We start from the raw sequence: 18,161 nt of genomic DNA on the forward strand, positions 1-18,161 counted from the left end.
ACCAGCCAGACGCTGCGCGCAGGGCCCATTATCAGCCGCTGCGGCAGACGTTTGCCGCGCTCTATCAGCAGTTACTGCCGTTGATGAACTAAATCCCGACGCTCTTGCCGGTAACGCTCTGACGCGGTATCGCGTTTCGACATCCGTTTGCCGGCCGGTAAAACGACAGCCGGGATGAGTCATCTCATCCCGGCAGATCCACGCCCTTCATTCAGCCAATCGCGCCCAGCGCATCTTCCTGGCTCTGCTTTTCGGCAACAGGAATAACGTCGCCGCGATATCCAGCAGGTAAATCAGCGCCAGCAGCGTAATCGCCGCGGCAAACGAGAACTGGCTTGCCAGCAGGCCTATCACCACCGGGCCAAAGCCGCCGACGCCACGTCCAAGGTTAAACAGAACGTTTTGTGCCGTGGCCCGTACCTGCGGCGGAAAGGTATCGGAGATCAGCGCGCCGTAGCCGCCAATCATGCCGTTGACGAACAACCCCATGATGGCGCCGGTGAACAGCATGATGTTCGGGTCGCGCAGTTGAGCATAAACCACCACCATTACCACCGCGCCAAACTGATAGAGCAGGAAAATTTTCCAGCGCGCAAAGCGGTCAGCCAGCACACCGAACAGCCAGATACCGAAAGTCATACCGACTACCGTCACCGCCGTCCATAACCCTGATTTGGTCAGGCTGAAACCAAAGCTGGAGGAGAGGTAGCCTGGCATCCAGATCATCAGCCCGTAGTAGCCAAAGTTCTGCACCGAACAGAGAATAAAGATGCCGAGGCTGGCTTTCGCGGTAGCCCGATCGCGGACCAGCAGTTTTAGCCGGGCCGGAAAGGAGAGCGACGGCACGTTTTTCACCTGAGCCTGAAAGGCTTCCGGTTCGCCCATGCTGCGGCGAATAACAAACGAGACCAGCGCAGGCAGCAGCCCAACCAGAAACATGCCGCGCCAGCCGATCACCGTCAGCAGCGGTGGCGTAATGAATGCCGCCAGCAGCACACCCAGTTGCCAGCCGATACCGACCCACGCCGAGGCGCGATTGCGCTTCTCCGCCGGCCAGGCTTCCGCAATCAGTGCCATACCGATGCCGAATTCCCCGCCCAGGCCAACGCCTGCCAGCGTACGCCAGGCCAGCAGATCCCAGTAGCCCTGCGCCACCGCGCACAAGCCGGTAAACACCGAGAACACCAGAATCGTGACGGTCAGCATACGGATACGGCCAAAGCGATCGCTGAGATGCCCAAACACAATGCCGCCGATCACCGCGCCAATCAGCGTCCAGGTAACCAGCGATCCCGCCTGCGAGGGATCGAGCGCCAGCGACACGCTGATCGCGGGCAGCATAAAACCGAGGATCAGCAGATCAAAACCGTCCATCGCATAACCGCTGACGGCAGCCAGCATCGCTCTACCGGGCGTGACGCCGGGTTTACCCTGGGGAGAAGGAGACATTATTCAGCACCTCAGAAAGAAAAGTGCCGCAAGTATAAAGAGAGTTGCGGGAGGGACCAATCGAAAACGCGCAACCGTACGCCAGCGCGGCGTACGGTTGGGGTTAGTCAGGAGGGTTTGTTACTGCCGTCATCACCCGACAGCAGTTCGTCGAGCCGATCACCGCCAACGTGGCGGAAATCCTGACCTTTGACGAAATAGAAGATGATTTCGCAAATGTTCTGGCAGCGATCGCCGATGCGCTCAATCGCCCGGGCGCAGAACAGTGCCGTCAGTACGCTGGGAATGGTGCGCGGATCTTCCATCATGTAGGTCATCAGCTGACGCACAATACCCTCGTACTCTTTATCGACCTTCTTGTCTTCGCGGTAGATGGTGATCGCTTCGTTGAGATCCATGCGCGCAAAGGCATCCAGCACATCGTGCAGCATCTGCACGGTATGGCGTCCCAGCGACTCCAGGCTGACCAGCAGCGGCAGATGTTGCTGGCCGAACTTCTCCAGCGCGGTGCGGCTGATTTTCTCCGCCACGTCACCAATCCGTTCCAGCTCAGAGATGGTTTTGATGATCGCCATCACCAGCCGCAAATCGATCGCGGTTGGCTGACGTTTGGCGATGATGCGCACGCAGGCTTCATCAATCTCCACTTCCATCATGTTGACCTTCTGGTCACCGTCGATCACCCGCTGTGCCAGTTCACCGTCCAGATTATGCATCGCGGTGATGGCATCGGTCAGTTGCTGCTCGACCATGCCACCCATGATCATCACCTGGGTGCGAATGTGCTCCAGCTCGGCATTGAACTGACCGGAGATGTGTTTGTTCAGATTCAGATTATCCATGGCGATCTCCTGTCAAATCAGCCGTAGCGGCCAGTAATGTAGTCTTCAGTTTGCTTCTGTGCCGGCTTGGTGAACAGCGTGTCGGTATCGCTGAATTCAATCAGTTCGCCCAGATACATAAATGCGGTGTGGTCGGAACAGCGTGCGGCCTGCTGCATGTTGTGCGTCACGATCACCACGGTGTAATCCTGTTTCAGCTCGGTAATCAGCTCTTCAATACGCCCGGTGGAGATCGGGTCGAGCGCCGAGCAGGGTTCATCCAGCAACAGCACTTCCGGGCGAATCGCGATACCGCGCGCGATGCAGAGACGCTGCTGCTGACCGCCGGAGAGACTGTAACCGCTCTGATGCAGCTTGTCTTTGGTTTCATTCCACAGCGCCGCTTTGGTCAGCGCCCATTGCACTCGCTCGTCCATATCGGCACGGGACAGTTTTTCAAACAGGCGGACACCAAAGGCGATGTTGTCATAAATCGACATCGGGAACGGTGTTGGCTTCTGAAACACCATGCCAACCCGGGCGCGCAGCAACGCGATATCCTGTTGCGCCGCCAGAATGTTGTCGCCATCCAGCAGGATATCGCCTTCCGCTCGCTGATCAGGATAGAGCGAGTACATTTTATTAAAGGTACGCAGCAGGGTCGATTTACCGCAGCCGGACGGCCCGATAAACGCCGTCACCTGATTTTTGGCGATATCCAGATTGATATTCTTTAACGCGTGAAACTTGCCGTAATAGAAGTTCAGATTACGGACCTGAATTTTATCGGCTGATGCAGTCGCGATACTCATTGCTCGTCTCTCTTATACAGCGCCGCGCAGGGCAGCGCCGGAAGTTAACCGTGTTTACCCTTGGCGAAAATCACCCGCGCTACGATATTCAGCAGCAACACGCACAAGGTAATAATCAGTACGCCAGCCCAGGCCAGGCTCTGCCATTCGGCGAACGGGCTCATGGCGAACTTAAAGATGGTGACCGGCAGATTCGCCAGCGGCTGCATCATGTCGGTACTCCAGAACTGGTTCGACAGCGCAGTAAACAGCAGCGGCGCTGTCTCACCGGCGATACGGGCAATCGCCAGCAGTACCCCGGTGATAATGCCGGATACGGACGCCTTCAGGGTGATCGCCGAGATCATCTTCCACTTCGGCGTGCCCAGCGCATAAGCCGCTTCACGCATGCTGTCCGGCACCAGCCGCAGCATGTTCTCGGTGGTACGAATCACGATCGGCACCTGCAGCAGTGCCAGTGCAATCACCCCGGCCCAGCCGGAGAAGTGCTGCATCTGCGACACCACAATGGTGTAGACAAACAGCCCGACCACAATCGACGGGGCCGACAGCAAAATGTCGTTAATAAAGCGGATCACTTCCGACAGAAACGACTTGCGGCCATATTCCGCCAGATAGATACCGGCCATGATGCCCAGCGGCGTGCCGAAGAAGGTTGACCAGAAAATCAGTAATCCGCTGCCAGCTAAGGCGTTCGCCAGACCGCCGCCGGCGGTATTCGGTGGCGGCGTTGATTCGGTAAACAACGACCACGACAGCCCATCAAGGCCGCGCGATACGGTGGTAAACAGGATCCATACCAGCCAGAACAGGCCAAAGGCCATGGTCAGCAGCGACAGCGTCAGCGCTATCTTGTTTTTGGTGCTGCGCCAGGACTGCATCTTACGCCGGGATGCATCCAGTTCGGCGCGCGCCTGCACTTCAATGGTGGTCATGATCGCGCTCCTTCACTTTTCGCCAGCCGCATAATCATCAGTTTTGAAATCGCCAGCACGATAAAGGTAATCACAAACAGAATCAGACCCAGCTCCATCAGTGCCGCCACATGCACGCCGGATTCCGCTTCAGCGAACTCATTGGCGAGGGCGGAAGTGATGCTGTTGCCCGGCATAAACAGCGACGGGCTGTCGAGCTGGTAGGTGTTGCCGATAATAAAGGTCACCGCCATGGTTTCACCCAGCGCGCGGCCCAGACCCAGCATCACGCCACCGATCACGCCGTTTTTGGTGAATGGCAGGACGATGCGCCAGATCACTTCCCAGGTGGTGCAGCCGATGCCGTAGGCGGACTCTTTCATCATCACCGGCGTCTGCTCAAACACATCACGCATCACCGAGGCGATGTAGGGGATGATCATGATCGCCAGAATCACGCCGGCTGCCAGAATACCGATGCCGAAAGCCGGGCCGGAAAACAGCTCACCGACAATCGGAATACCTGACATCACGTCATTAACCGGAGTCTGGAAATATTCGGCGAACAGCGGGGCAAACACGAACAGGCCCCACATGCCGTAGACGATACTGGGGATCGCAGCCAGCAGCTCAATGGCGGTGCCCAGCGGACGACGCAGCCAGCCTGGCGCCAGTTCAGTCAGGAACAGGGCGATACCAAAACTCACCGGCACCGCAATAATCAACGCGATGATGGAGGTGACGAGGGTGCCGTAAATCGGTACCAGCGCACCAAACTGTTCGTTGGGTGCATCCCAGGTTTTGGTCCACAAAAAGGAGAAACCAAACTTCTGAATGCTTGGCCACGAGGAGATGATCAGGGAGACGATAATGCCGCCCATCAGTAACAGGACAATCAGCGCAGCCAGTTTGACCAGCGCACCGAATATTCTGTCACCTTGCTTGCCTGGGGCTTTGAATGCCGGCTTGGTTGCAGCCATAGAAGTCTCAGTCTTCAGGAGTTATCAGGGCGACAGTGCGCCGCCCGTTGGGTCTGACCGGACCACAGTCCGGTCAGGGTCGGTCAATTACTGATAAAGCGCCTTACCAGAACTGTCTTTGATATTGGCTTTCCAGGCAGCGCGAATCTGTTCGGTCACGCTCTCTGGCAGGGCGGCATAATCCAGCGCAGTGGCGGTTTTGCTGCCGTTTTTGTATGCCCAGTCAAAGAATTTCAGCACTTCGCTGCCTTTGGCCGCATTAGCCTGGTCTTTGTAAACCAGGATAAAGGTGGTTGAAGAGATTGGCCACGCATCCGCGCCTTTCTGGAAGGTCAGGTCCTGTGCAAAAGATTTGCTCCAGTCAGCCCCTTTCGCTGCGTTGCTGAAGCTGGTTTCGCTCGGTGCGACCGGCTTGCCATCGGCATCCATCAGTTTGGTATAGGTCAGGTTGTTCTGTTTGGCGTAGGCGTATTCCACATAGCCGATGGAACCTGGCAGACGCTGGACAAAGGCGGCCACGCCGTCGTTGCCTTTACCGCCCAGACCGACCGGCCAGTTTACGGTGTTGCCTTTACCAATTTTGCTGTTCCAGTCCTGGTTCACTTTCGCCAGGTAGCTGGTGAAGACAAACGAAGTACCGGAACCATCGGCGCGGCGTACCACGTTAATGTTGGTATCTGGCAGTTTCACGTCCGGATTGAGCTTAGCGATCGCCGGATCGTTCCACTTTTTGATGGTGCCGAGGTAGATGTCGCCGACGGTTTTGCCATCCAGCGTCAGTTCACCCGATTTAATACCCGGCAGGTTAACCGCCAGCACCACGCCGCCGATCACGGTCGGGAACTGGAACAGGCCATTTTTCTGCAGATCTTCATCTTTCATCGGCGCATCGGACGCACCGAAATCGACAGTTTTGGCGATGATTTGTTTCACGCCGCCAGATGAACCAATGCCCTGGTAGTTAACCTTGCTACCGGTGGCTTGCTGATACTCTGCTGCCCACTTGGCATAAACCGGCGCCGGGAATGTCCCGCCTGCGCCCGTCAGATCGGTGGCCGCAAAAGCAGATACCGCGCTGACTGCAAAGGTGGCGGCGAGGATTCGGGCTACGGTGCTACGCATCAGTGTCATGTTCCCTCCAGGGGAGAAAATTCAGGCTCGGGGCCGTTTTAGTAAGAGTCAGTGATTGCTGCAGGAGGGAAAATAGGACAGTTTGATGACAGTGAAATGTAGGAAATATGACAGTTATATGACAGCAGGCGAAAATGAAGCGGGCCCGCGACGGGGCCCACTTTGTTATTCTACGGTAACCGATTTCGCCAGGTTACGCGGCTGATCGACGTCGGTGCCTTTGATCAGGGCGACGTGATAGGAGAGTAACTGCAACGGCACGGTGTAGAAGATCGGGGCAATCACCTCTTCAACGTGCGGTAGCGGGATAATCTTCATCCCGTCACTGTCGCTGAAGCCCGCATCCTGATCGGCAAACACATAGAGCAGACCGCCGCGTGCGCGCACCTCTTCGATGTTGGATTTCAGTTTCTCCAGCAGTTCGTTGTTGGGCGCGACCACGATTACCGGCATATCGGCGTCAATCAGCGCCAGCGGGCCGTGCTTCAGCTCGCCTGCCGCATAGGCTTCAGCGTGTATGTAGGAGATTTCCTTGAGCTTCAGCGCTCCTTCCATGGCGATAGGATATTGATCGCCACGACCGAGGAACAGCGCATGATGCTTATCCGAGAAGCCCTCTGCCAGGTTTTCAATCAGCTTATCCTGCGCCAGCATCTGTTCAATCCGGCCTGGCAGCGCCTGTAGCGCATGAACAATCTCATGCTCTTTTTCCACCGCCATGCCTTTCAGCCGACCCAGCTTCGCCACCAGCATCAGCAATACCGCCAGCTGGGTGGTGAAGGCTTTGGTTGAAGCAACACCAATTTCGGTGCCTGCTTTGGTCATCAGCGCCAGATCGGATTCCCGCACCAGCGAAGAGCCCGCTACGTTACATACCGCCAGAGAACCGAGGTAGCCCAGCTCTTTGGAGAGGCGCAGCGCCGCCAGGGTATCGGCGGTTTCACCCGATTGCGATAAGGTGATCAGCAGGCTGTTTTTCCGCACCGCTGATTTGCGGTAGCGAAACTCGGAGGCGATCTCGACGTCACACGGGATGTTTGCCAGCGACTCAAACCAGTAGCGTGACACCATGCCGGAGTTATAGGAGGTGCCGCAGGCAATGATCTGGATATGCTCCACCTGGCTCAGCAGCGTTTCTGCGCCGGCGCCCAGCTCGCTGAGATCGACTTTGCCCTGACTGAAGCGCCCGCTCAGGGTGCTTTTCAGCGCAATCGGCTGCTCGTAGATCTCTTTCTGCATGTAATGACGGTAGATGCCTTTATCACCGGCATCATATTGCAGATTCGATTCGATTTCGGCGCGCGTGACCGGCTGACCGGCGCGATCCACAATCGTCACATCGCGACGGCTGATTTCTGCGATATCGCCCTCTTCCAGATAGATGAAGCGCCGCGTTACCGGCAGCAGCGCCAGCTGATCGGAAGCAATAAAGTTTTCACCCACACCACGGCCAATCACCAGTGGGCTGCCGGAACGGGCGGCCACCAGCAGCGATGGATCGCGACTGTCCATGATCACCATGCCATAGGCACCGCGTAGCTGCGGAATGACGCGCAGCACTACCTCACGCAGTGTACCGCCCTGCTTCTGCTCCCAGTGCACCAGGTGCGCCACTACTTCAGTATCGGTTTCCGAGACAAAAACGTAGCCACGCGCGATCATCTCAGCGCGTAGCGGCTCATGGTTTTCAATAATGCCGTTGTGCACGATAACGATCTGCTCTGAAACGTGCGGATGCGCATTGGCTTCCGACGGTTCGCCGTGCGTTGCCCAGCGCGTATGGGCGATACCGGTTCCACCGATCAGCGGCTGCTGTTCGGCTGCCTCGGCCAGCTTCTGCACCTTCCCTAAACGTCGCAGACGCGTAACGTGCCCCTGACGATCGACCACGGCCAGACCGGCCGAATCATATCCGCGATATTCAAGACGACGCAGGCCTTCCAGCAGAATTTCTGCGATATCGCGTTGCGCTACTGCACCAACAATTCCACACATAATGATGTTTTCCTGACTACATGGCTGTTCGCCACTTTCGTTGTCATGCGACCTGATATCCGGCTTTGCCGGTTCCCCGAGCCTTGTAGAGAGTGGGGATTATAGTTTTGGCACTGCATCGGCCCGCGCGGAGCGGGCCGTTAAAATTATTTTTTCTTCTGCGGACGCTGCCACGCTGCTTTGTGGTTCTGCTCTTTGCGGTTATAGACCAGACCGGCTTCGGTGACATCTTTCATGATGGTGGTACCGGCGGCAATGGTGGCGCCAGCCGCTACGCTGACCGGAGCCACCAGCTGGGTATCGGAACCGACAAACACGTTATCGCCGATCACGGTTTTGAATTTATTGGCGCCATCATAGTTGCAGGTGATGGTGCCGGCACCGATGTTGACGTTAGCGCCGATCTCGGCGTCACCCAGATAGGAAAGATGACCCGCTTTCGAGCCTTCACCCAGACGGGCTTTTTTCATCTCAACAAAGTTGCCAACGTGGGCGGCGTGCGCCAGTTCACTGCCGGGACGCAGTCGGGCGAATGGCCCGACGGTACAGGCGGTCGCCAGATTCGCATCCTCGATCACCGAATAAGGGCTGATGTCGCAATCGTCGCCTATTACGCTGTTTTTAATGATGCAACCCGCGCCGATTTTTACCCGATCGCCCAGCGTGACCTGACCTTCAATGATGACGTTGGTGTCGATTTCCACATCCCGGCCGTGGGTCAGCGTCCCGCGCAAATCAAAGCGGGCCGGATCGCGCAGCATCACGCCCGCCAGTAGCAGGCGCTCAGCCTGTTCGGTCTGATAAGTGCGCTCCAGCGTCGCCAGCTGCAGACGATTATTCACGCCATCAGTCTCACTGCTGCGCGTCGGATGAACCGCCTCAATCACCCGGCCTTCCTGATGCGCCAGCGCGATGATATCGGTGATGTAGTATTCACCCTGCGCGTTGTTATTGGTGAGCTTTGCCAGCCAGCGTTTCAGATCGCCGCCGTTGGCGATCAGAATCCCGGTGTTGATTTCGGTGATGTTAAGCTGCTCTGGCGTGGCATCTTTCTGCTCGACGATGCCAACAATGGTGCCGTTCTCACGCACGATACGGCCATAACCGGTGGGATTATCCAGCACTACGGTGAGCAGGCCGATGCCGCCCTGCGGTCTGGCCTCACGCAGGCGCTGTAACGTCTCCTCCGCGATCAATGGCACGTCACCGTAAAGCATCATAATGTCTTCGTCATCCGCGAAGCAGGGCGCTGCCTGCTGCATCGCATGACCGGTGCCGAGCTGCTCGGCCTGCAGTACCCAGTTCAGGGCGCTGTCAGTGAGGGTCGCTTTCAGTCGATCGCCGCCGTGACCATAAACCAGATGGACCTGCTGCGCGCCCAGCCCTTTAGCAGCGTCAATCACATGCTGCACCATCGGTTTGCCTGCCAGCGTATGCAGAACTTTTGGCAGATCGGAATACATACGGGTGCCCTTGCCGGCAGCAAGGATCACCACACTCATCGCACTGTTAGACATAACTATCCTGAGTGAATTTTTACGGGTGAAAGTAAAACGGTTTGAGGGTGAGATTACTACATTTTTCTCAGGCCGAAATTAGGCGGGAGGGCGCAGATGGCCTGACAGACAAAAAAAATGCCAGCCCGAAGGGCTGGCATTTCGTGACGCATAAAGCTGGATTACATCGCTTTTTTGGTCAGTTCGATCACGCGCAGTTTGGCAATGGCTTTCGCCAGCTCGGCAGAGGCCTGAGCATAGTCCACGTCACCGTGGCTGCTGTTCATGTGCTCTTCTGCTTTGCGTTTCGCTTCCAGGGCGCGGGCTTCGTCCAGATCGGTACCGCGAATAGCGGTATCGGCCAGAACGGTGCTGCTGCCCGGCTGCACTTCCAGCACGCCGCCAGAGAGGTAGATAAACTCCTCTTCGCCGTGCTGTTTCACGATACGGATCATTCCAGGCTTAATGGCAGTCAGCAGCGGCGCATGGCCAGGGAAAATCCCCAGTTCACCTTCGCTACCTGACACCTGAATTTTCTGTACCAGACCAGAGAACAACTGATTCTCTGCGCTGACCACATCCAGGTGATAAGTCATAGCCATAATCTTCCTCCCGGGAAACCGTTATTACAGTTTCTTCGCTTTTTCCACGGCTTCTTCGATGGCACCAACCATGTAGAAGGCCTGCTCTGGCAGGTGGTCAAACTCACCTTCCATGATGCCTTTAAAGCCACGGATAGTGTCTTTCAGCGTAACGTACTTGCCCGGAGAACCGGTGAAGACTTCCGCAACGAAGAACGGCTGAGACAGGAAGCGCTGAATCTTACGCGCACGTGCCACCAGCAGTTTATCTTCTTCAGACAGCTCGTCCATACCGAGGATGGCGATGATGTCTTTCAGCTCCTGGTAACGCTGCAGCAGTGACTGAACGCCACGGGCTACGTCGTAGTGCTCCTGACCCACAACCAGTGGATCCAGCTGACGGCTGGTGGAATCCAGCGGGTCAACAGCCGGGTAAATACCCAGAGAGGCGATCTGACGGCTCAGCGTTACCGTTGAGTCTAAGTGCGCAAAGGTGGTGGCTGGAGACGGGTCAGTCAGGTCATCCGCAGGGACGTAAACGGCCTGTACGGAAGTGATTGAACCGGTCTTGGTGGAGGTAATACGCTCCTGCAACACACCCATCTCTTCTGCCAGCGTTGGCTGGTAACCTACCGCAGATGGCATACGACCCAGCAGTGCCGACACTTCGGTACCGGCCAGGGTGTAACGGTAGATGTTATCGATGAACAGCAGAACGTCACGGCCTTCATCACGGAATTTTTCCGCCATGGTCAGACCGGTCAGTGCTACGCGCAGACGGTTACCCGGCGGCTCGTTCATCTGGCCATAGACCAGCGCAACTTTATCGATAACGTTAGAGTCAGTCATTTCGTGGTAGAAGTCGTTACCCTCACGAGTACGCTCACCCACACCGGCAAACACTGAGTAACCTGAGTGTTCAGCCGCGATGTTACGGATCAGCTCCATCATGTTGACGGTTTTACCCACACCCGCACCACCGAACAGACCGACTTTACCGCCCTTGGCGAACGGACACATCAGGTCGATAACCTTGATGCCGGTTTCCAGCAGTTCCTGCGAGTTAGACTGATCTTCATAAGAAGGTGCCGCGCGGTGAATAGAGGCGATCTCTACTGCGCTACCATCTTCTTCTTTCAGCTCGCCTTTCATGTCGATTGGCTCGCCGAGAACGTTCATGATACGGCCCAGGGTCGCTTTACCGACCGGAACCTGAATCGGTTTCTGCAGGTCGTTGACGCTCAGACCACGCTTCAGGCCGTCAGACGTACCCATTGCAATGGTACGGACCACGCCGCCGCCCAGCTGCTGCTGAACTTCCAGCACCAGACGCGCATCACCATTCATAACCTCGAGGGCACTGTACACTTGCGGTACCGCGTCCTGAGGGAATTCGACGTCAACAACGGCGCCGATAATCTGGACAATCTTTCCAGTTGCCATCTTGAATCCTCTACCTAATTCCAAACCTGGTTAAACCGCGGAGGCCCCGAGACGATCTCGGTAAGTTCCTGGGTGATGCTGGCCTGACGAGCTTTGTTGTACACCAACTGCAGCTCTTTGATCAGATTTCCGCCGTTATCGGTTGCGGCTTTCATCGCTACCATACGTGCGGCCTGCTCACTGGCCAGATTTTCCACCACACCCTGATAAACCTGCGATTCGACGTAACGACGCAGCAGGGTATCCAGCAGCGCTTTCGGATCGGGTTCGTACAGGTAATCCCAGGTCTTCGCCTTCATCTCTTCTTCACCTTCCGCTGGCGGTAACGGCAGCAGTTGGGTAATGGTCGGAGTCTGAGACATGGTGTTATTGAACTTGTTACTGACGATCATCAGCTTGTCGATGCGGCCTTCATCATAAGCCTGCAACATCACTTTGACCGGGCCAATCAGGTCAGACAGGGCAGGTTTATCGCCCATGCCGCTGACTTGTGCCACGATGTTGCCACCGACAGCACTGAAGAATGACGCCCCTTTAGACCCGATGATCGACAGATCGCTCTGCACGCCTTTATCGGACCAGGACTTCATATCTGCCAGTACTTTCTTGAACAGGTTAATGTTCAAACCACCACAAAGCCCGCGGTCAGTTGAAACGACCAGGTAGCCGACGCGCTTAACGTCGCGCTCTTGCAGGTAAGGGTGCTTGTATTCCAGATTACCCAACGCAAGGTGACCAATCACTTTGCGCATGGTGTCTGCATACGGACGGCTGGCCGCCATGCGTTCCTGCGTTTTACGCATCTTGGAGGCGGCGACCATTTCCATCGCTTTGGTGATCTTCTGCGTGTTTTTCACGCTTCCAATCTTGCTTCGTATCTCTTTTGCGCCGGCCATTAGCTTCTCCTCAAAGCCTTGCGGCCTGCCTTTTCAGACAAGCCGCCAGACATTACCAGGACTGGGTTGCTTTAAACGTATCGATCAGGCCTTTCAGCTTCGCTTCGATATCGTTATTGAAGTTACCCGACTGGTTGATTTCAGCCATCAGCTCGGCGTGATCGCGATCGGCGAAGGCCAGCAGTGCAGCTTCAAAGCTGCCGATTTTCGCCAGCTCAACGTCGTTCAGATAGCCACGCTCGGCCGCGAACAGAACCAGACCCTGCTGCGCGACAGACATCGGCGCATACTGTTTCTGCTTCAGCAGCTCGGTCACTTTCTGACCGTGGCTCAGCTGTTTACGGGTTGCATCGTCCAGATCAGAGGCGAACTGCGAGAACGCCGCCAGTTCACGATACTGTGCCAGTGCGGTACGGATACCACCGGACAGTTTCTTGATGATCTTGGTCTGTGCAGCACCACCTACACGGGATACCGAAATACCTGGGTTAACCGCCGGACGAATACCGGAGTTGAACAGGTTCGATTCCAGGAAGATCTGACCATCCGTAATCGAGATTACGTTGGTCGGAACGAACGCAGAAACGTCGCCCGCCTGGGTTTCGATGATCGGCAGTGCAGTCAGAGAGCCGGTCTGGCCTTTCACTTCACCGTTGGTGAAACGCTCAACATATTCAGCGCTTACGCGTGATGCACGTTCCAGCAGACGGGAGTGGAGGTAGAACACGTCGCCAGGGAAAGCTTCACGGCCTGGTGGACGGCGCAGCAGCAGAGAAATCTGACGATAAGCAATCGCCTGCTTAGAGAGATCATCATAAACGATCAGCGCATCTTCACCGCGGTCACGGAAGTATTCACCCATCGCACAGCCTGCATATGGAGAGAGATACTGCAGTGCAGCAGATTCAGAGGCAGAGGCCACCACAACGATGGTGTTCTGCAGCGCGCCGTGCTCTTCCAGCTTGCGAACCACGTTAGAGATGGTTGAGGCTTTCTGACCAATCGCAACGTAGACACACTTGATGCCTGAATCGCGCTGGTTGATGATCGCATCGATCGCCATCGCGGTTTTACCGGTCTGACGGTCACCGATGATCAGCTCACGCTGGCCACGGCCGATTGGAATCATCGCATCGACGGACTTATAACCGGTCTGAACCGGCTGGTCGACTGACTGACGATCGATAACGCCCGGTGCAATCACTTCGACCGGTGAGAAACCGTCGTTGTCGATGGCGCCTTTACCGTCGATAGGTGCACCCAGGGTGTTCACCACACGGCCCAGCAGGCCACGGCCTACCGGTACTTCCAGAATACGGCCAGTACACTTAACCTTCATGCCTTCGGCGAGGTCAGCGTAAGGACCCATCACCACCGCACCTACTGAGTCACGCTCGAGGTTCAGGGCAATCGCGTAACGGTTGCCCGGCAGGGCAATCATCTCACCCTGCATCACATCGGCCAGGCCGTGTACGCGGATGATACCGTCACTTACAGAAACAATCGTACCTTCGTTGTGAGCTTCACTCACGACATTGAACTGAGCAATGCGCTGCTTGATCAGTTCGCTGATTTCGGTGGAATTCAGTTGCATATGCTCCAGTCCCCTTAAGACTGCAAGACGTCAGCCAGACGGTCAAGACGGCCGCGTACGCTGCCATCAATAACCAGATCACCCGAACGGATGATCACGCCTGCCATCACAGACTTATCAATTTTGCAATTCAGCTTAACTTTGCGTGACAGACGTTTTTCCATCGCGGCGCTGATTTTATTCAGCTGGTCGTCACTCAGCGTACTGGCGGAGATAACATCAACTTCTGCGGTGGCTTCATGAGCGTCACGCAGTTCGATGAATTGGGCCAGTACTGCCGGAAGCGCTGTCAAACGTCCGTTTTCCGCCATCACCTTAATCAGGTTCTGCGCGGGTTCATCCAGTTGATCACCACAGACTGCGTTAAACGACGCTGCCAGCGCTTCGGGTGCTAATGCACCTGAGAGAAGATCAGCCATCTGTTCATTGCGAGCCACTTCTGCGGCAAACGCCAGCATCTGTTGCCAGCGTTCTATACTTTGATGCTCAACAGCAAAGTCAAAAGCTGCTTTGGCGTAGGGGCGAGCTACAGTAATCAGATCAGACATCAGCCCCTCCCTCCTTACAGTTCAGCGACCAGTTTATCAACGATGTCGCTGTTAGCAGCTTCATCCACGGAACGTTCGATGATCTTCTCGGCGCCGGCCATAGCCAGCAACGCGACTTGCTTACGCAGTTCTTCACGAGCACGTTTGCGTTCGGCGTCAATCTCAGCCTGCGCTTGTGCCACGATGCGAGTACGTTCGTTATCAGCTTCGGTTTTGGCTTCGTCCAGAATCTGCGCGCGACGCTTGTTCGCTTGCTCGATAATGACCTGAGCGTCTTCTTTGGCTTTTTTCAGCTGGTCGGTCGCATTAGCCTGCGCGAGATCCAAATCTTTCTTCGCGCGTTCAGCAGAAGCAAGGCCTTCAGCAATTTCTTTCTGGCGCTTTTCGATGGCAGCCATAATCGGCGGCCATACGTACTTCATGCAGAACGCGACAAACAGGATGAACGCGATGGCCTGGCCGAGGATTGTTGCATTAATGTTCACAGCACAATGCCTCTAATTGAGTATTTAACTTTTCTGCCGTTATCATCGATAAGCGGCAGAATCCGTTCACCCTTGCACACTGTGCGCTGAGTGAACACAGGGCTTTAGGCGACAGCAAACATCACGTAGAGACCCAGACCAACAGCGATCATTGGGATTGCATCCACCAGACCCATTACAACAAAGAACTGCGTGCGCAGCAGAGGAATCAGGTCAGGCTGACGAGCAGCGCCTTCCAGGAATTTTCCTCCGAGGATGCCGATACCGATCGCAGCACCGATTGCCGCCAGGCCCATCATCACAGCGGCAGCCATGTACAGCAGATCCATATTCAGGTTTTCCATGACAGTCTCCAGTTTGTTTCAGTTAAATGCTCCCTTCATCTTCCGGGCTGCAGCCGGCTGGCTGTGACCCGGAATAGAGAGGGAAAGTAGTGTTGAGAAAAAAATCAATGTTCTTCAGATGCCATCGACAGATAGACAATCGTGAGGACCATGAAAATGAAAGCCTGTAGCGAAATGATCAGGATGTGGAAAATGGCCCACGGCACATTCAGCACCCACTGCGACCACCACGGCAACAGACCGGCAATAAGGATAAAGATCAGCTCACCCGCATACATGTTGCCGAACAGTCGTAAACCAAGAGAAACCGGTTTAGACAGCAGGCTGACACCTTCCAGAATCAGGTTGATCGGGATGAAGATCGGGTGGTTAAAAGGCTGCAGCGTCAGCTCTTTCGTGAAGCCGCTAATGCCTTTCATTTTGATGCTGTAGAACAGAATCAAAATAAAGACGCCCAACGCCATAGAGAGCGTGATGTTCACGTCTGCAGACGGCACAACGCGCAGCGCCGGCAGGCCCAACCAATGCTCACCGATATACGGCAGCAGATCGATTGGCAACAGATCCATGAAGTTCATCAGGAAGACCCAGACAAAAATTGTCAGCGCCAGCGGGGCGATAAGTTTGCTCTTACCGTGATACATGTCGCGCACGTTACTATCAACGAAACCGACAACCAGTTCGATAGCCGCCTGCATTTTCCCTGGCACACCGCTGGTGACAGATTTCGCCACGCTACGGAACAACACCAGGAAGATGATTCCCAGCACCATAGAGAAAAACATGGAATCGATATTTAATACCCAGAACGTCGCGGGAGCGTCGTGCGGATTCACTATCTCGAAGGTACGCAGGTCCAACTGAAGATGAGTCAGGTGGTGACCAATGTACTCTTGCGGAGTAGAGATTTCTCCTGCAGCCATGATGCCTCTTACCCTTTGTTGTTAATTACCGCCGGTGCCAGCATTTGTACCACCAGCACCGATAACCAGGTTATTCCGACCGGCCAGAAAACCGCCCCGAATAGACCCAACGCCACAATGAGCAAAATGATGGTCGCGAACACTTTGGCTATTTCACCCAAAGCGAAGCTCCACGCGACTCGCCCCGAAGCGGGGGTTTGCCCCTGCAGGCGCCAGGCTAAAAACAAAAACAACACATTTGGCAGCCAGGCTGCCGCGCCGCCAGCCAGAGCAGAAACGCCCAGGGTGACATCTTTCAGAGCAAAGAGTGCGCCGATGATGACAATCGTCATCAGCTGAATCATCAGCACTGTCCGGGCGAATTTTACACTGTAAAGAGACACTGACATGACGCTGATACTCTCCTGCCCCATTAGGGGTATGTCGCGTGTCGTATAAGACTGCCTTTACGCATTTGAGTCAAGCAGCAAAAGCCGTGCAAATTATACGGGCCGCACCTGCGATTTCAATCGGTAAGTAGCGAAAAGGTGAACAATTATTTAAATTTCTTTCCGGAGGGCTATTTTTCCAAACATTAGCCCACAGGAATTTGTCGTTTCCTGCCTGAAAATGGGCTGCCGACTTGCTTTTAAAGCGTGCTTTAGATCACATAATAAGCATTCGCACCGTCTCAACTTTCCTCTCAGGGCTAATTCCGAACTTTTCTTTCTCTCAATAAACCGTTTAAAATCATATGATTGAAAATATAAGTATGATCGGAGAAGCCTATTTTCCCGGAAAACACGCTATTGACATCGAAGGGTGCATGAGAAACGTTAAATTCATATTACGCACGCCGGGTTATTACCCTGATATATTTTCTGGCGTGACTATTTCTATTCCACCAGTCCGCTATACAAGTGATCTTTCTGCTAACTAAATGTGAATTAAACGTTAAATGTAACAGAGCTTTTCGGATAATTTCCGTCGGCTTTGTTAATTTTCCACCGCATGTTGCAGAATCAAAATTCCGTTTTTTTAACGCATCAACTGCACCTTTTTTCACCAGCAAACTGATGAAGAGAGGTTGCTGGCGAAGATTAACTCCTTACTTACTTCAGGCCTATTGCTGACGAATAATCACCAGGTGTCGGTCACCGTCCAGCTGTGGAACCTGCAGTTTAACCACCGCATCACAGTGATAGCCCGCCGGTAAGCTGGCAATTTCATCATCAGGACGGACGCCTTTGAGGGCAAAAAAGCGCCCTTCTGTTCCCGGTAAATGATGACACCAGTTCACCATGTCGGTCAGAGAGGCAAATGCGCGGCTGATCACCCCATCAAACGGTGGCTCTGCCGGAAAGTCTTCAACCCGACTCTGTACCGGAATAATGTTAGTGAGTCCTAACTCATGCTGCACCTGGCGCAGGAAGCGCACCCGCTTACCCAGGCTATCGAGCAGTGTGAAATGCGCATCAGGCATCACGATCGCCAGCGGGATACCTGGCAGGCCCGGTCCGGTTCCCACATCGATAAAGCGCGAGCCGATCAGCTGGGGTGCCACCACAATGCTGTCGAGGATGTGGCGCACCAGCATCTGCTGTGGATCACGCACTGAGGTCAGATTGTAGGCTTTGTTCCACTTATCCAGCAGGCCGACATAGGCTACCAGCTGCTGTTTTTGTTGATCGGAGAGGGAAATATTGGCTGCCTGCAGCAGCGAGGTGAGTCGGTTAATCACAGCGTAAGTCCAGTCAGCGGGGGCGAGTC

The 18,161-nt window shown here is 55.1% G+C and carries 17 protein-coding genes and 1 pseudogene; all 18 read right to left on the bottom strand.

Annotated features, from left to right (window positions below):
- Positions 1–211 precede the first annotated feature (211 nt).
- The 18 genes and pseudogenes from HA41_RS13735 to rsmG all read right to left on the bottom strand — a co-directional run bounded on the left by HA41_RS13735 (position 212) and on the right by rsmG (position 18,132).
- Positions 212–1,449, bottom strand: a pseudogene (locus HA41_RS13735) (MFS transporter).
- A 107-nt stretch (positions 1,450–1,556) separates the two neighbouring features.
- Positions 1,557–2,291, bottom strand: coding sequence for a phosphate signaling complex protein PhoU (phoU, locus tag HA41_RS13740; protein ID WP_003849553.1), 735 nt, complete (start codon positions 2,289–2,291; stop codon positions 1,557–1,559).
- 17 nt (positions 2,292–2,308) lie between these two features.
- Positions 2,309–3,082: a phosphate ABC transporter ATP-binding protein PstB gene (pstB, locus tag HA41_RS13745; protein WP_031376160.1), complete on the bottom strand. Its 774-nt coding sequence runs from the start codon at positions 3,080–3,082 to the stop codon at positions 2,309–2,311.
- A gap of 44 nt (positions 3,083–3,126) precedes the next feature.
- Complete coding sequence (gene pstA / locus HA41_RS13750) at positions 3,127–4,017, bottom strand: phosphate ABC transporter permease PstA (RefSeq protein ID WP_031376161.1); 891 nt, start codon at positions 4,015–4,017, stop codon at positions 3,127–3,129.
- Positions 4,014–4,976, bottom strand: a complete 963-nt coding sequence (gene pstC, locus HA41_RS13755; RefSeq protein WP_031376162.1) for a phosphate ABC transporter permease PstC — start codon at positions 4,974–4,976, stop codon at positions 4,014–4,016. The genes pstA and pstC overlap by 4 nt, the downstream gene beginning before the upstream one ends.
- An 87-nt stretch (positions 4,977–5,063) precedes the next feature.
- Positions 5,064–6,107, bottom strand: a complete 1,044-nt coding sequence (gene pstS / locus HA41_RS13760; RefSeq protein ID WP_094121246.1) for a phosphate ABC transporter substrate-binding protein PstS — start codon at positions 6,105–6,107, stop codon at positions 5,064–5,066.
- Between the two features lie 165 nt (positions 6,108–6,272).
- A complete protein-coding gene (gene glmS / locus HA41_RS13765; protein WP_094121247.1) occupies positions 6,273–8,102 on the bottom strand; it encodes a glutamine--fructose-6-phosphate transaminase (isomerizing) in 1,830 nt (609 codons plus the stop codon).
- Between the two features lie 146 nt (positions 8,103–8,248).
- The gene (glmU, locus tag HA41_RS13770) at positions 8,249–9,619 is read right to left on the bottom strand and encodes a bifunctional UDP-N-acetylglucosamine diphosphorylase/glucosamine-1-phosphate N-acetyltransferase GlmU (protein WP_094121248.1); all 1,371 of its coding nucleotides are present in this window, start codon (positions 9,617–9,619) and stop codon (positions 8,249–8,251) included.
- Between the two features lie 161 nt (positions 9,620–9,780).
- The gene (locus HA41_RS13775; protein WP_094121249.1) at positions 9,781–10,200 is read right to left on the bottom strand and encodes a F0F1 ATP synthase subunit epsilon; all 420 of its coding nucleotides are present in this window, start codon (positions 10,198–10,200) and stop codon (positions 9,781–9,783) included.
- A gap of 24 nt (positions 10,201–10,224) precedes the next feature.
- A complete protein-coding gene (gene atpD, locus HA41_RS13780; RefSeq protein WP_010258870.1) occupies positions 10,225–11,622 on the bottom strand; it encodes a F0F1 ATP synthase subunit beta in 1,398 nt (465 codons plus the stop codon).
- A 14-nt stretch (positions 11,623–11,636) separates the two neighbouring features.
- A complete protein-coding gene (atpG, locus tag HA41_RS13785; RefSeq protein WP_094121250.1) occupies positions 11,637–12,518 on the bottom strand; it encodes a F0F1 ATP synthase subunit gamma in 882 nt (293 codons plus the stop codon).
- A gap of 52 nt (positions 12,519–12,570) precedes the next feature.
- On the bottom strand, positions 12,571–14,112 hold the full coding sequence (atpA, locus tag HA41_RS13790) for a F0F1 ATP synthase subunit alpha (RefSeq protein ID WP_094121251.1): 1,542 nt from the start codon (positions 14,110–14,112) through the stop codon (positions 12,571–12,573).
- A gap of 14 nt (positions 14,113–14,126) precedes the next feature.
- Complete coding sequence (gene atpH / locus HA41_RS13795) at positions 14,127–14,660, bottom strand: F0F1 ATP synthase subunit delta (protein ID WP_094121252.1); 534 nt, start codon at positions 14,658–14,660, stop codon at positions 14,127–14,129.
- A gap of 14 nt (positions 14,661–14,674) precedes the next feature.
- Positions 14,675–15,145 carry a F0F1 ATP synthase subunit B gene (gene atpF, locus HA41_RS13800; RefSeq protein ID WP_094121253.1) on the bottom strand — a complete coding sequence of 157 codons (471 nt, stop codon included), beginning with the start codon at positions 15,143–15,145 and terminating at the stop codon, positions 14,675–14,677.
- A gap of 104 nt (positions 15,146–15,249) precedes the next feature.
- Positions 15,250–15,489 (bottom strand): F0F1 ATP synthase subunit C, encoded by a 240-nt coding sequence (atpE, locus tag HA41_RS13805; protein ID WP_003849523.1) that lies wholly within the window; start codon positions 15,487–15,489, stop codon positions 15,250–15,252.
- Positions 15,490–15,593: 104 nt separating this feature from the next.
- Positions 15,594–16,412: a F0F1 ATP synthase subunit A gene (gene atpB / locus HA41_RS13810; RefSeq protein WP_094121254.1), complete on the bottom strand. Its 819-nt coding sequence runs from the start codon at positions 16,410–16,412 to the stop codon at positions 15,594–15,596.
- A gap of 8 nt (positions 16,413–16,420) precedes the next feature.
- Positions 16,421–16,801: a F0F1 ATP synthase subunit I gene (gene atpI / locus HA41_RS13815; protein WP_094121255.1), complete on the bottom strand. Its 381-nt coding sequence runs from the start codon at positions 16,799–16,801 to the stop codon at positions 16,421–16,423.
- 713 nt (positions 16,802–17,514) lie between these two features.
- Positions 17,515–18,132 carry a 16S rRNA (guanine(527)-N(7))-methyltransferase RsmG gene (rsmG, locus tag HA41_RS13820; protein WP_094121256.1) on the bottom strand — a complete coding sequence of 206 codons (618 nt, stop codon included), beginning with the start codon at positions 18,130–18,132 and terminating at the stop codon, positions 17,515–17,517.
- Positions 18,133–18,161 lie beyond the last annotated feature (29 nt).

Source organism: Pantoea conspicua, from assembly GCF_002095315.1.
GTDB classification, from domain to species: domain Bacteria; phylum Pseudomonadota; class Gammaproteobacteria; order Enterobacterales; family Enterobacteriaceae; genus Pantoea; species Pantoea conspicua.

What these genes read in the sequence shown, in the direction of transcription:
- HA41_RS13775 (WP_094121249.1), bottom strand. Translation starts at nt 10,200, where the DNA reads ATGGCTATGACTTATCACCTGGATGTGGTCAGCGCAGAGAATCAGTTG.
- atpG (WP_094121250.1), bottom strand. Translation starts at nt 12,518, where the DNA reads ATGGCCGGCGCAAAAGAGATACGAAGCAAGATTGGAAGCGTGAAAAAC.
- pstC (WP_031376162.1), bottom strand. Translation starts at nt 4,976, where the DNA reads ATGGCTGCAACCAAGCCGGCATTCAAAGCCCCAGGCAAGCAAGGTGAC.
- glmS (WP_094121247.1), bottom strand. Translation starts at nt 8,102, where the DNA reads ATGTGTGGAATTGTTGGTGCAGTAGCGCAACGCGATATCGCAGAAATT.
- atpD (WP_010258870.1), bottom strand. Translation starts at nt 11,622, where the DNA reads ATGGCAACTGGAAAGATTGTCCAGATTATCGGCGCCGTTGTTGACGTC.
- pstB (WP_031376160.1), bottom strand. Translation starts at nt 3,082, where the DNA reads ATGAGTATCGCGACTGCATCAGCCGATAAAATTCAGGTCCGTAATCTG.
- atpE (WP_003849523.1), bottom strand. Translation starts at nt 15,489, where the DNA reads ATGGAAAACCTGAATATGGATCTGCTGTACATGGCTGCCGCTGTGATG.
- glmU (WP_094121248.1), bottom strand. Translation starts at nt 9,619, where the DNA reads ATGTCTAACAGTGCGATGAGTGTGGTGATCCTTGCTGCCGGCAAGGGC.
- phoU (WP_003849553.1), bottom strand. Translation starts at nt 2,291, where the DNA reads ATGGATAATCTGAATCTGAACAAACACATCTCCGGTCAGTTCAATGCC.
- pstS (WP_094121246.1), bottom strand. Translation starts at nt 6,107, where the DNA reads ATGACACTGATGCGTAGCACCGTAGCCCGAATCCTCGCCGCCACCTTT.
- atpA (WP_094121251.1), bottom strand. Translation starts at nt 14,112, where the DNA reads ATGCAACTGAATTCCACCGAAATCAGCGAACTGATCAAGCAGCGCATT.
- atpB (WP_094121254.1), bottom strand. Translation starts at nt 16,412, where the DNA reads ATGGCTGCAGGAGAAATCTCTACTCCGCAAGAGTACATTGGTCACCAC.
- atpH (WP_094121252.1), bottom strand. Translation starts at nt 14,660, where the DNA reads ATGTCTGATCTGATTACTGTAGCTCGCCCCTACGCCAAAGCAGCTTTT.
- atpI (WP_094121255.1), bottom strand. Translation starts at nt 16,801, where the DNA reads ATGTCAGTGTCTCTTTACAGTGTAAAATTCGCCCGGACAGTGCTGATG.
- pstA (WP_031376161.1), bottom strand. Translation starts at nt 4,017, where the DNA reads ATGACCACCATTGAAGTGCAGGCGCGCGCCGAACTGGATGCATCCCGG.